Annotated in this window: 13 protein-coding genes; 10 read left to right on the forward strand and 3 right to left on the reverse strand. The window is 70.6% G+C overall.

What is annotated here, in order from left to right; translation table 11 throughout:
• Window positions 1-309: 309 nt before the first annotated feature.
• Window positions 310-1095 carry an IclR family transcriptional regulator gene (locus OG504_RS35135; RefSeq protein WP_405993392.1) on the reverse strand — a complete coding sequence of 262 codons (786 nt, stop codon included), beginning with the start codon at window positions 1093-1095 and terminating at the stop codon, window positions 310-312.
• 87 nt (window positions 1096-1182) lie between these two features.
• Between OG504_RS35135 and OG504_RS35140 the strand changes: the two genes are divergently transcribed.
• From OG504_RS35140 to OG504_RS35150, 3 genes are all read left to right on the forward strand, one after another.
• Window positions 1183-2166, forward strand: coding sequence for a 5-dehydro-4-deoxyglucarate dehydratase (locus tag OG504_RS35140; protein ID WP_405993393.1), 984 nt, complete (start codon window positions 1183-1185; stop codon window positions 2164-2166).
• Window positions 2163-3452, forward strand: coding sequence for a glucarate dehydratase family protein (locus OG504_RS35145; protein WP_405993394.1), 1290 nt, complete (start codon window positions 2163-2165; stop codon window positions 3450-3452). Before OG504_RS35140 ends, OG504_RS35145 begins: the two co-directional genes overlap by 4 nt.
• 188 nt (window positions 3453-3640) lie before the next feature.
• Window positions 3641-4801 (forward strand): carbohydrate kinase family protein, encoded by a 1161-nt coding sequence (locus OG504_RS35150; RefSeq protein WP_405993395.1) that lies wholly within the window; start codon window positions 3641-3643, stop codon window positions 4799-4801.
• Between the two features lie 106 nt (window positions 4802-4907).
• Here the strand turns inward: OG504_RS35150 and OG504_RS35155 are convergent, their stop codons facing one another.
• Window positions 4908-5636, reverse strand: a complete 729-nt coding sequence (locus OG504_RS35155; protein ID WP_405993396.1) for an FAD binding domain-containing protein — start codon at window positions 5634-5636, stop codon at window positions 4908-4910.
• Window positions 5637-5939: 303 nt separating this feature from the next.
• Between OG504_RS35155 and OG504_RS35160 the strand changes: the two genes are divergently transcribed.
• The 5 genes from OG504_RS35160 to OG504_RS35180 are packed head-to-tail and all read left to right on the forward strand — an operon-like array spanning window position 5940 to window position 10267.
• Window positions 5940-6995, forward strand: coding sequence for a PhoH family protein (locus OG504_RS35160; protein ID WP_019064209.1), 1056 nt, complete (start codon window positions 5940-5942; stop codon window positions 6993-6995).
• 12 nt (window positions 6996-7007) lie between these two features.
• Window positions 7008-7505 (forward strand): rRNA maturation RNase YbeY, encoded by a 498-nt coding sequence (gene ybeY / locus OG504_RS35165; RefSeq protein ID WP_405839883.1) that lies wholly within the window; start codon window positions 7008-7010, stop codon window positions 7503-7505.
• A 21-nt stretch (window positions 7506-7526) separates the two neighbouring features.
• Complete coding sequence (locus OG504_RS35170) at window positions 7527-8834, forward strand: hemolysin family protein (protein ID WP_328683422.1); 1308 nt, start codon at window positions 7527-7529, stop codon at window positions 8832-8834.
• Window positions 8831-9190: an MmcQ/YjbR family DNA-binding protein gene (locus OG504_RS35175; protein ID WP_405993397.1), complete on the forward strand. Its 360-nt coding sequence runs from the start codon at window positions 8831-8833 to the stop codon at window positions 9188-9190. Before OG504_RS35170 ends, OG504_RS35175 begins: the two co-directional genes overlap by 4 nt.
• Window positions 9191-9232: 42 nt before the next feature.
• A complete protein-coding gene (locus OG504_RS35180) occupies window positions 9233-10267 on the forward strand; it encodes a S66 peptidase family protein (protein WP_405993398.1) in 1035 nt (344 codons plus the stop codon).
• 4 nt (window positions 10268-10271) lie between these two features.
• On the opposite strand, the gene OG504_RS35185 is transcribed toward OG504_RS35180, so the two are convergent.
• A complete protein-coding gene (locus tag OG504_RS35185; protein WP_405993399.1) occupies window positions 10272-11696 on the reverse strand; it encodes an MFS transporter in 1425 nt (474 codons plus the stop codon).
• 144 nt (window positions 11697-11840) lie between these two features.
• Here OG504_RS35185 and OG504_RS35190 point away from each other — a divergent pair, with 144 nt between their 5' ends.
• Both OG504_RS35190 and OG504_RS35195 read left to right on the forward strand, forming a co-directional pair.
• Window positions 11841-12656 (forward strand): helix-turn-helix transcriptional regulator, encoded by an 816-nt coding sequence (locus OG504_RS35190; protein ID WP_405996514.1) that lies wholly within the window; start codon window positions 11841-11843, stop codon window positions 12654-12656.
• A 44-nt stretch (window positions 12657-12700) separates the two neighbouring features.
• A complete protein-coding gene (locus tag OG504_RS35195; protein WP_405993400.1) occupies window positions 12701-13054 on the forward strand; it encodes a cytidine deaminase in 354 nt (117 codons plus the stop codon).
• The last annotated feature ends 2 nt before the right edge of the window (window positions 13055-13056 follow it).

Below are 13056 nucleotides of genomic sequence, written 5' to 3' on the forward strand. Positions count from 1 at the left end.
TTGTATCAAGCACGCGGTTCACGAAAGAAGGGCGGGGGGTGTGATCTGGGGCACGTTCAGTTTGGGGTCGGGGGAGCCGGGTAAACGAGCGCCGAATTTGTGGTGCCGGGGGGCGTCATCCGGTCTGTACGGCGCCTCTTTACCCAGGTCAGCTATACCAAGCCCGCTTCGGTGCTTCTCGGTGCAGGTCGGCAATACTCAGCCCGTCCGGCGTTTGAGGACGAGGCCCCTTCAGGGCCGATGCGGGGGTCTGGGGGCGCAGCCCCCAGAAGACGCCCACGCCAACACAGGGCGTCAACTCAACCGGCGCTAACGCCAATGCACCGATCCGCCAGCCGCAGGCGACGACGCACCCTCGATCTTCGCCCGGATCTCCCGCATCACGGCAACGATCTGCCCTTCGTGCTCCGGCGTAAGCCGAGCCACCGGCACCGAGCAGCTGATCGCGTCCAGCGGCGGGTTGTCGTACCGCAGCGCGAAGCCGAACCCGACGATCCCGAGGACGCCCTCCTCGCGGTCGACCGAGTAGCCCCGGGCACGGACACCCGCGAGGTCCGCGGCCAACGCGTCCCGGGAGGTGTGGGTGTTGGGGGTCGCCGCCTCGTACGGCCCGGTCGGCAGCTCGGCGTCCGGCCGTTCGGCGAGCAGCGCCTTGCCCAGGGCACCGACGTGGGCCGGCAGCCGTCGCCCCACCCTGCTGATGGTCCGTAGGTACTCGTGCGACTCCCGCGTCGCCAGATACGCCACGTCCCGTCCGTCCAGCCGCCCCAGATGGATCGTCTCGCCGAGCGCCTGGGACGCCTCGTCGAGATACGGCCGTACGACCCTCACGCGCGGGTCGGAGTCCAGATAGGTCGTGCCGGTGAGCAGGGCGTGGATGCCGATGCCGTAGAGCGAACCGGTGATGTCCGTGCGGACCCAGCCGTGCGCGATCAGGGTCTGGAGGAGGGCGTACATCGAGCTGCGCGGCACGCCCAGCTCGTCGGCGAGTTCCTGGAGGCGCGCGGGACGGTCGCCGCGCGCGGCGAGCAGTTCGAGCAGCTCGACCGTACGGGCGGCGGACTTCACCTCGCGGACGCCACCGGGCTCTGACATGCGCCGATGGTAGCGAGGGGCACCGGAGACGCGACGGCCCCATTGACGGTCGAGGTTCGCGTATCTAATCTCTGTCTTCATACGTGGATGACGTCTACATGGGGAGATGGCACAGTGAACGGCGACACGGAGACCGTGGTGCGCAGGCTCCGGGACGGGATGGCGGGCGGCGTGCTCTCCTTCCCGCTCACCTCCTTCCACGACGACGGCTCCCTCGACCCCGTCGGCTTCCGCACCCATGTCGCGGCCCGGATCGCCACCGCCCCCGGCGCCGTGTTCCCCGCCTGTGGTACCGGCGAGTTCTTCTCGCTCGACGAGGACGAGTACCGCACGGTCGTCACCATCGCCGTCGAGGAGGCGGCCGGCCGCGTCCCCGTCGTCGCCGGTGTCGGCTACGGCTGGGCGCAGGCGGCCCGTTTCGCGCGCATCGCGGAGGAGGCGGGCGCCGACGCGCTCCTCGTCCTGCCGCACTACCTCGTCGCCGCCCCGCAGGACGGTCTGGTGGCGCAGCTCGAGCAACTCGCCGCCCGCACCCGGCTCCCGCTCATCGCCTACCAGCGCGGCCAAGTCGCCTTCACCGCAAGCTCGTTGAAGCGGATCGCGGCGATCCCCGGCGTCATCGGCCTCAAGGACGGCCACAGCGACCTCGACCGCCTGCAACGCCTCACGCTCGCCGCCCCCGAGGGCTTCCTCTTCTTCAACGGCGCCTCGACCGCCGAGATCCAGGCCCGCGCCTATGCCACCGTCGGCGTCCCCGCCTACTCCTCCGCCGTCCACGCCTTCGCCCCCGAGATCGCGAACGCCTTCTTCACCGCGTTGCACGACGGAGACAACGGGCACGGCGACGACAAGACCATCGAGCGGCTGCTGCGCGATTTCTACGTCCCGCTCGTCGAACTCCGCGACCGCGTACCGGGATACGCCGTGTCGCTGGTCAAGGCGGCGGCCCGGCTGCGCGGCCAGCCGGTGGGACCTGTGCGCGCCCCGCTCACCGACCCCTCGGCCGCGGACCTGGCCGAACTCGCCACCCTGCTCACCACCGGACTCGACCTCGTAGGAGCCGCGCTGTGAACCTCACCATCGCCGACGTCCGCCTGACCCCGATCCTGGTAGCAGACCCGCCCCTGCTGAACACCCAGGGCGTTCACCAGCCCTACACCCCGCGCCTGATCGTCGAGATCGAGACGGCCGACGGGATCACCGGCCTCGGCGAGACCTACGGCGACACCAAGTACCTGGAACTGGCCCGCCCCTTCGCCGAGAAGCTGATCGGCCGTCAAGTCAGCGACCTGAACGGCCTGTTCACGGTCGCCGACGAGCTGGCCGTCGACAGTTCGCGGGTCTCCGCGCAGGTCGACGTCGGCGGGCTGCGCGGTGTCCAGACCGCCGACAAGCTGCGCCTGTCCGTCGTCTCCGCCTTCGAGGTCGCCTGCCTCGACGCCCTCGGCAAGACGCTCGGGCTGCCCGTACACGCCCTGCTCGGAGGCAAGTTGAGGGATGCGGTCGAGTACAGCGCGTACCTGTTCTACAAGTGGGCCGACCACCCAGAGGGCGTGGCGAGCGAGAAGGACGACTGGGGCGCCGCGATCGACCCGGCCGGAGTCGTCGAGCAGGCACGGAAGTTCAAGGAGCGGTACGGCTTCACCTCGTTCAAGCTCAAGGGTGGGGTCTTCCCGCCGGACGAGGAGATCGCCGCCGTACGGGCGTTGGCCGCGGCCTTCCCCGACCACCCCCTGCGCCTCGACCCCAACGGCGCCTGGTCCGTGGAGACTTCGCTGAAGGTGGCGAAGGAGCTGGGGGACGTCCTCGAATACCTGGAGGACCCGGCCCTGGGTACCCCCGCGATGGCCGAGGTGTCCGCGGGGACCGATGTGCCGCTCGCCACCAACATGTGTGTGACGACGTTCGCGGAGATCGAAGAGGCCTTCACGAAGGACGCCGTACAGGTCGTGCTCTCCGACCACCACTACTGGGGCGGGCTGCGCAACACCCAGCAACTGGCCGCCATCTGCCGCACGTTCGGCGTCGGCATCTCCATGCACTCCAACACCCACCTCGGGATCAGCCTCGCCGCGATGACCCACGTCGCGTCGACCGTCCCGAACCTCCATCACGCCTGCGACTCCCACTACCCCTGGCAGTCGGAGGACGTCCTCACCGAACGCCTCACCTTCACCGACGCCAAGGTCACCGTCTCCGACGCCCCGGGCCTCGGCGTCGAACTCGACCGCGCCAAGCTGGAGTTCCTGCACCGGCGCTGGCTCGACGACGACGGTGCGCTGCGCGAACGCGACGACGCGGCGGCGATGCGGATCACGGACCCGGAGTGGGTCACGCCGTCGATGCCGCGCTGGTAGCGGCCGGATCCGGACGCGCCCGGTACGGCACCGGTGCCCGGGCCGTCACCGGGGGCGGCAGGCACCGTAGAGCCCGGACCTGCGGTTGCCCGGTACCGGTGTGGCGGGTGGTCCCGGAGCGGGAGCCGCCCCCACGCGCGCGTGGTGGTGCACACTGGCCTGATCCGTATCACGTCAGGGAGCGCACCGTGACCGCGTCCAACGCGTCCACCGGAAAGGGACCGTCGTCCCGCAGCGAAGGGCCGTCCTGCGGGGTCGACCCGCTGGCCGGGCTGCGCGCGGCGGACGATCCGCCCTGGGACGTGTACCTCACCGGCACCGTCTTCCTCGACATCATCTTCACCGGGCTCGAATCCGCGCCGGTGCGCGGCACCGAGTCCTGGGCACGCGGGATGGGGTCGAGCCCGGGCGGCGTCGCCAACATGGCGACCGCGCTGGCCCGGCTCGGCCTGCGGACCTCGCTCGCCGCGGCCTTCGGCGACGACCACTACGGCGAGTACTGCTGGGACGCGCTCGCGCAGGGCGAGGGCATCGACCTCTCCGCCTCCCGCACGGTCCCCGGCTGGCACTCACCGGTCACCGTGTCGATGGCGTACGAGGGTGAGCGCACGATGGTGTCCCACGGCCACGAGCCGCCCCCGGAGGTCGTGTTCGGCCAAGGCGGCGCCCCCGACTGCCCGCCACGCGCGCGTGCCGCCGTCGCCTCCCTCACCCCCGGCAAGCAGGCCCCCTGGGTCGCCCAGGCCGCGAGCGAGGGCACCCGGATCTTCGCCGACGTCGGCTGGGACGACACCGGCGCCTGGGACCTCGCCGGACTCGCCGACCTCGCGCACTGCGAGGCGTTCCTGCCGAACGCCGAGGAGGCCATGCGCTACACCGGCGCCGACTGCCCCCGCGCCGCCGCCCACGCGCTCACCGAACACGTACCCCTCGCAGTCGTCACCCTCGGCGCGGACGGCGCCTACGCCGTCGACCGGCGTACCGGAGAGTCCGCCGAGGTCCCGGCGATCGCCGTCGAGGCCCTCGACCCCACCGGCGCGGGTGACGTCTTCGTGGCCGGCTTCGTCACCGGCACCCTGGCCGGCTGGCCCCTCGCCGACCGCCTCGCCTTCGCCGGCCTCACCGCAGCCCTCTCCGTCCAGGAGTTCGGCGGCTCCCTCTCCGCACCCGGCTGGTCCGAGCTCGGCGCCTGGTGGCGCAAGGTGCAGTCGGTCGAGGGCCAGGACCCGACGGCCCTCAATCGGTACGCCTTCCTGGCCGGACTCGTACCGGAGGAGGACCCGGACGGCGACAGCCCCTGGCCGTTGCGGCGGGCGGTGCCGACGATCGGGTTCGGGCGGTCGACGTAGGGGCGGAGTGCGGGACCGGAGCACCTGTTGCCCGGCCGGACATTCGCCGCCGGGCCGCCCGGCCGGTCAGGGTGAACGTTCCTGCTCAGCCTCCGCAGCGCTCTCCTCAGCGAGCCCCCACCCGCTCCACCACACCGCCGACCACGTCCCGCACCGCCTCGAAAACCGCCTCGGGCAACATGCCGAGCGGTGTCAGTGCCAGGGCACGCAGGATCCGGCCGGTGTCCGTGTCGTACGGGACGGTCTCGCTGAGCACGTCGTAGCCGTCGCGCACGGCGACCCGCAGAACGAGCGACCGCGCGTCCTCGGCAGCAGCCCCCACCGCCACCGCGACCACGAAGGGAACCCCTCCCCGCAGCTCGCCGGTCAGCTTGCGATAGCCGCTGGCCACCGGCTCGTGCCAGTGCAGGCTCAGCAGCAGGGGCCGCTTCGCGAGCAGCTCGGGGAGGTCGGTCTCGACGGGACCGTCCGGTTCCAGGACGACCGCGCGGGCGTCCAGCACCAGCGCGGCCGGGAGCAGACAGCGCAGCGTGCTGCCGACGATGTTGCCGCCGACGGTGGCGGTCCGGCGCACGGCCCCGGTGCCCACCCCGCCCGCGGCCTCGCGCAGCACCTCCGGCACCCGCTCGTCCATCTCGTGCAGCAGTACGGCCGAGCCCAGCGCCCCGTCCCCGATCACCTTCGCCTCGGGCAGCTCCCGCAGGGACATCGCCTGCTCGGGGAAACCGTCCCGTTGCCAGCCGGCCCAGACCAGGGTCGCCCCACCGACGGGTACCGCCCCCTCGGCCAGGCACGACTGTGCTTCGGACACGGACCTGGGCAGACGCACGAGCACAGCGGCCGACCTGCTTTCCCTGCAAGGCTTACTTGGCGGACATAGCGCATTGTCCGTACAAGCGAGGGGGCGCGAACAGGGCTCACGGCGTCACCCCATGCGCCTCCCCTGCGCCGGACACGCTCCCGGAACGGGACGCCGAGCCCGCGTCGTGCCCGCACCTCGCCCGGATTTCGTGGCCCGACGGTCACCGAAAAGCCCTACGGCGTTGTCAGTGGCCCGGCGTACCCTGGAATCACCAGGCCGCCCTTGTGGCGGGCGAGTCTTTCCGAGGAGGACGAGCAAGGCCTACAGAGCCGGCCCATGACTCAGACACCCACAGCTCACAGCCCCGCGCAGGAGCAGGCGAAGGCACGGTTCACCGTCCCCGCCCAGCATCCGATGGTCACCGTCCTGGGGTCCGGAGACGCCCTCCTGCGCGTGATCGAGAAGGCTTTCCCGGCGGCCGACATCCACGTCCGGGGCAATGAGATCAGCGCGGTCGGCGACGCCCGCCAAGTCGCCCTCGTCCAGCGCCTGTTCGACGAGATGATGCTGGTGCTGCGCACCGGGCAGCCGATGACGGAGGACGCAGTGGAACGCTCGATCGCCATGCTGCGGGCGAGTGAGAACGGGGATGGTCCCGAGGAGACACCGGCCGAGGTGCTCACCCAGAACATCCTGTCCTCGCGAGGCCGCACGATCCGCCCCAAGACGCTCAACCAGAAGCGGTACGTCGACGCGATCGACAAGAACACGATCGTCTTCGGCATCGGCCCCGCCGGCACCGGCAAGACGTACCTCGCCATGGCCAAGGCGGTCCAGGCCCTGCAGGCCAAGCAGGTCAGCAGGATCATCCTGACCCGCCCGGCGGTCGAGGCGGGTGAGCGCCTGGGCTTCCTCCCGGGCACCCTCTACGAAAAGATCGACCCGTACCTGCGTCCCCTGTACGACGCGCTGCACGACATGCTGGACCCGGAGTCCATCCCGAAGCTGATGGCGGCGGGCACGATCGAGGTCGCACCGCTGGCGTACATGCGTGGCCGTACCTTGAACGACGCCTTCATCATCCTGGACGAGGCCCAGAACACGAGCCCCGAGCAGATGAAGATGTTCCTCACCCGGCTCGGCTTCGAGTCGAAGATCGTGATCACCGGTGACGTGACGCAGGTCGACCTGCCGAGCGGCACGAAGTCGGGGCTGCGGCAGGTGCAGGACATCCTGGAGGGCCTCGACGACGTGCACTTCTCCCGCCTGTCGTCGGCGGACGTCGTCCGGCACAAGCTGGTCGGCCGTATCGTCGACGCGTACGAGAAGTACGACAGCGAGAACGGTACGGAGAACGGCACCCACAAGGGTGCCCGTGACAAGCGGAAGTAGATCAGCACGACCATGTCGATCGACGTCAACAACGAGTCCGGAACCGAGGTCGACGAGCAGGCGATCCTCGACATCGCCCGCTACGCCCTCGCGCGGATGCGCATCCACCCGCTCTCCGAGCTCTCGGTGATCGTCGTGGACGAGGACGCCATGGAGCAGCTCCACATCCAGTGGATGGACCTGCCCGGGCCGACCGATGTCATGTCCTTCCCGATGGACGAGCTGCGTCCGCCGAGCAAGGACGACGAGGAGCCGCCGCAGGGGCTCCTCGGTGACATCGTGCTGTGCCCGGAGGTCGCCACGAAGCAGGGGGCCGAGGCCGAGACGCAGCACACCATGGACGAGGAGCTCCAACTCCTCACCGTCCACGGTGTGTTGCACCTCCTCGGCTACGACCACGAGGAGCCCGACGAGAAGGCCGAGATGTTTGGCCTCCAGGCCGCCATCGTGGACGGCTGGCGCGCGGAGAAGGGCCACACCGGCCCCTCCCCGGCGCCGACGGTCTCCTAGGGCACCGGGTCACCTCATCCCATGAGTCCTCAGATCGTCGTCGGGGCCATCGCCCTTGTCGTTGTCGCCTGGCTCGCCGCCTGCGCGGAGGCGGGCCTCGCGCGCGTCTCCAGCTTCCGCGCCGAGGAGGCCGTACGGTCCGGTCGGCGCGGCAGCGCGAAGCTCGCGCAGGTCGCCGCCGACCCGACCCGCTATCTCAATGTCGCCCTGCTGGTGCGGGTGGCCTGCGAAATGGCCGCCGCCGCGCTCGTCACCTACGAGTGCCTGCACGTGATCCACGGCACCGCGCCCGCGCTGCTCGCCGCGATCGGCGTCATGGTCCTCGTGTCGTACGTCGCGGTGGGGGTCTCCCCGCGCACGATCGGGCGCCAGCATCCGCTGAACACGGCCACGGCGGCGGCGTACGTGCTGCTGCCGCTCGCGCGGATCATGGGCCCGATCCCGTATCTGCTGATCCTCATCGGCAACGCGCTCACCCCGGGCAAGGGTTTCCGGCGCGGCCCGTTCGCGTCCGAGGCCGAGCTGCGCGCGCTGGTGGACCTCGCCGAGAAGGAGTCCCTGATCGAGGACGAGGAGCGCCGGATGGTGCACTCGGTCTTCGAACTCGGCGACACCCTCGTGCGCGAGGTGATGGTGCCGAGGACCGACCTCGTCGTCATCGAGCGCTACAAGACGATCCGCCAGGCCCTCACCCTCGCGCTCCGCTCCGGCTTCTCGCGGATCCCGGTGACCGGGGAGAGCGAGGACGACATCGTCGGGATCGTGTATCTCAAGGACCTGGTCCGCAAGACGCACATCAGCCGCGACGCCGAGTCCGAACTCGTCTCCACGGCCATGCGCCCCGCCACCTTCGTCCCGGACACCAAGAACGCCGGTGACCTTCTCCGCGAGATGCAGCAGGAGCGCAACCACGTCGCCGTCGTCATCGACGAGTACGGCGGCACGGCCGGCATCGTCACCATCGAGGACATCCTCGAGGAGATCGTCGGCGAGATCACCGACGAGTACGACCGCGAACTCCCGCCGGTCGAGGAACTGGGCGACGACCGCTACCGGGTCACCGCCCGCCTGGACATCGGCGACCTCGGCGAGCTGTACGGCTTCGAGGCCTACGACGACGAGGACGTGGAGACGGTCGGGGGGCTGCTCGCGAAGGCGCTGGGCCGCGTTCCCATCGCCGGTGCCTCCTCCGTCGTAGAACTGCCCGACGGGCGCGAACTACGGCTGACGGCGGAGGCCTCGGCCGGTCGTAGGAACAAGATCGTGACGGTGCTGGTCGAGCCGGTGGATCCGGCCGGCCCGGCCGAGGAGGAGACGAAGCCGGAGTGAGCCCCGAGGAACTGCGCGCGTTCTGCCTGTCGTTCAACGCGACGGTCGAGGACTTCCCGTTCAACCCGGACATGTCCGTCTTCAAGGTCCTGGGCAAGCTCTTCGCCCTGACCCGCCTGGACGCGAGCCCCTTGACCGTCAATCTCAAGTGCGACCCGGAGGACGCGATCCGACTCCGGGAGGAGCACGAGGGGTTGATCATCCCCGGGTACCACATGAACAAGCGGCACTGGAACACGGTGACGGTGGACGGGGAGCTCCCGGACCGGCTCCTCAAGGAACTGATCGAGGACTCGTACGACCTGGTCGTGGCCGGTCTGCCCAGGGCGGAGCGGCTGCGGCTCGACCGGCCGTAAATCCCGGTGAGCGGCTGGTGAAGGCGTGCCAGAATCCGGCGTATGGCTGCTGCTGTGCGATATCCGCGTCCTCTGCGCCCCGGCGACCGGGTCGGTGTCACATCTCCGTCCAGCGGGGTCCCGGACGCGCTGCGCAAGCGCCTCGACGTCGCGATCCGGGAGGTCGAGGCGCGCGGGTACGAGGTCGTCGTCGGCCGGTGCATGGACGGGACGAGCCATGTCAGCGCCCCGGCCGGTGAGCGGGCCGCCGAGCTGACGGACATGCTCACCGACCCCGGCATCCGGGCCGTGGTGCCGCCGTGGGGCGGGGAGACCGCGATCGACCTGGTGCCGTTGCTCGACTTCGAGCGGATCGGGCGCGCCGAGCCGACCTGGGTGGTCGGCTACTCGGACATCTCGACCCTGCTGACGCCTCTGACCCTGCTCACCGGGACCGCGACCGTGCACGGCAACTCCCTTATGGAGACGCCCTATCGGGCGCCCGAGGGGCTGCTGTCCTGGCTCGACATCGTCGCGGCGCCGCAGGGCGGTCCGTTCACGCAGACCCCGCCGGGCCGTCATCGGAGCCCGGGCCGGGACGACTTCGCGGGCCACCCGGAGGTCCGGGACCTCACCCTCGACACCCCGGGACGCTGGACCCGCCTCGACGGTGACGGCGACGTCGACATCGAGGGCCGGCTGATCGGCGGCTGCGTCGAGACGCTGGCCAATCTCGCCGGGACGCCGTACCTGGACGTCGCCGCCTTCGCGCGGAGCGCGGCCCCCGAGGGGCTGCTCGTCTATGTCGAGGCCTGCGAGGACAACGCGTTCACCATCTGCCGGAACCTGCACGGCATGCGGCTGGCCGGGTTCTTCGACGCGGCGAACGCCGTGCTGGTCGGCCGGACCCACGCGCCCGACAGCCCCACGCTCACCCAGCACGAGGCCGTCATGGACGCGCTCGGATCGTTGGGCGTGCCGGTGGTCGCCGATGTCGAGTGCGGTCATGTCCCGCCGTATCTGCCGCTCGTGAACGGAGCGCGCGGCCGGGTCGTCAACACGGCCACGCGCTCCGAACTCGTCCAGACCCTGGACTGACATCTCATACGGCGGCCGGGTGGGCCTTCCGGTTCCTGCCGAGTCCTACGGCCACCAGCACCGCCGCCCCCAACGCGATCGCCGCGTCGATGCCGACCACTGTGTGGACCCCCGACATCAGATCGCCGGACGTGGTGGCGAGGACACCCAGGAGGGGGATGCCGATGGTGATGCCGATCTGCTGCGTGGAGGTGACCAGGCCGGTGGCCAGGCCCTGTTCCTCGTCGGGGACGCCCGAGGTGACCGTCAGGCCGTAGGAGATGATCGCGCCCAGGTGGCACATGCTCGCCAGGGAGACGGCGGCCGTCGCCACCCAGACCGACCAGGTGTGGGTGTTCAGGGTCAGGAGGGTGGCTGTCAGAGCCGCCTGGCCGGTGAGCGAGGCGATCAGGGTGCGGCGGGCGCCGATGCGGCCGATGACCTTCGGGGCGTAGACGCCGGCCACCGCCGAGAGGATGCCCTGGACGCCGAAGACCAGGCCCGTCTCGAAGGACGACAGGTGCAGGATCTCCTGGAGGTACAGGGTCAGGACGAAGACCACCGTCGACATCATCGAGAAGGTGACCAGTCCGCCCAGGTTGCCCCACGCCACCGTGCGACGGCGCAGCATCGGGAGGGAGACCAGGGGGTGCGTCGTGCGTGACTCGACGTACGCGAACGTGGTGAGGAGCAGGACGCCCGCGACGAGTGTCGTGATCACGTCCGTGTGGGCGAAGCCGTGGCCGGCCGCCGTCGACAGGGCGTAGATCAGGGCCAGCAGGCCGCCCGTGACCGTGAACGCGCCGGGGACGTCCAGGCGCGGGCGGTCCGGGGTGCGGGACTCGGGGAGCAGGGCGGGGGCCAGCGGGAGGACCAGGACCGCGAACAGGGTCAGCAGGGCCATCGTCGAACGCCAGCCGAACACGTCGGTCAGGACACCGCCGGCCACCATGCCGACCGTGAAGCCGAGCGAGAGCAGGGTGCCGGAGATGCCGAGCGCGCGGTCGCGGGCCGGGCCCTCGGGGAACGTGGTGGTGAGGAGGCTCATGCCGGTGGGGACGATCGTCGCGGCGCCCAGGCCTTGCAGCGCCCGGCCCGTCAGGAACGAGGCCGGGTCCCAGGCGAAGGTCGCCAGCAGCGAAGCCGCGCCGAACAGGGTCAGGCCGGTGAGGAACAGCCGGCGGCGGCCGTAGAGGTCGCCGATGCGGCCGAACAGGAGCAGGAAGCCGCCGGACGGCAGCGCGAACGCGGTGACCGCCCACTGGAGTCCGGACTGGCTCATGCCGAGGTCGGCGCCGAGGGTGGGCAGGGCCACGTTCAGGACGGAGAAGTCCAGGGCGACCATGAACTGGGCCGCGCAGAGGACGAAGAGGACGAGTTTGTCGCGCGTGGACAGTTTCGGAGTGCCGAGTGGTTCGTGGGTGGTGGGAGTCGTGGTGTCGGTCGCCATGTGTCGAGCTTCCGGCCGTCGGAATAGGCGTGGGGAGCCGCAAGTTGTGCTGGTGGTGGCACCACCAGGCAGCACGAGGGGGATGTGTACGTGGCTGAGGATGCCCTGAAAAGTCGTCGGCTGAGCGAACTGCGTGAGTTCCTGATGAGCCGCCGGGCCCGGGTCTCCCCGGCCGAGGCGGGGCTTCCGGACGGTGGGGCGCGGCGCCGTACGCCGGGGCTGCGGCGGGAAGAGGTCGCCGTGCTCGCCGGGGTGGGCGCGTCCTGGTACCAGTGGCTGGAGCAGGGGCGGGACATCTCGGTGTCGCCGCAGGTCCTCGACTCCGTCGCCCGGGTGCTGCGGCTGAGCAATGCCGAGCGGCGGCATCTGTACCTGCTGGCCGGGCTGAATCCGCCTGCCGCCGAACCCGCCGCCGATCACGGGTGTGAGGGCATGCGGCGGCTCATCGACGCGTGGATGCCGTTTCCGGCGCACATCATGGACCGCTACTACAACTGCGTGATGTACAACGACGCGGCGGGCTGGGTGCTCGGCATGCGGCCCGAGAACACCCAGAACTGCCTCGTCGACTTCTTCACCGACCGGCTCTACCGGGCCCGTTCGCAGAGCTGGGAGCGGAACGCGCGGACCGTCGTCGCGCAGTTCCGGGCGGCGTGCGCGGACCGGCCCGACGACGAGGGGTTGCAGGCCGTGCTGGCCGAACTGGCCTCCGTGAGCCCGGAGTTCGGGGAGTTGTGGGCGCGGCGGGACATCCTGGACGCGGGGGTGGTCCGTAAGGAGCTGGATCATCCGCTGGTCGGGCTGCTGTGTGTCGAGTCGACGGCGTTGAAGGTGCCGGCGCGGCCCGATCTCACGATCGTGCTGCACACGCCCTTGGACGAGGCGAACACCGTGGGGAAGCTGGAGTGGCTGGCCTCTCCGGAGGGGCGGCGCGGGGCGATGTACCCCGTGGCGGGGTGAGGGTCCTTGTCGGTCCCCGTCCCTGTCCTTCGTATGCTCTGGTCATGACCGACAGCAGCGCGCTTGATCCCGAGGACCGCAAGATCGTCACCCTGGCCCGTTCGGCTCGGGCCCGTAATGGTGTGCCGGAAGGCGCGGCCGTACGGGACGAGACGGGGCGGACTTATGTCGCCGGGACGGTTGCCCTTGCCTCGCTGAAGCTGAGCGCGTTGCAGACGGCGGTGGCCATGGCTGTGGCCTCGGGGGCGAAGTCGTTGGAGGCGGCGGCGGTCGTTACTGAGGCGGAGGCTGTGGCTGCGGAGGATCTTGCGGCTGTACGGGATCTGGGTGGGCCGGAGACGCCGGTGTTGGTGGCTGGGCCGGACGGGGTTGTTCACCTCACGGTGACCGCCGGTTGAGG

Origin of the sequence: Streptomyces sp. NBC_00986, assembly GCF_045162565.1 — a bacterium.
Classification (GTDB): domain Bacteria; phylum Actinomycetota; class Actinomycetes; order Streptomycetales; family Streptomycetaceae; genus Streptomyces.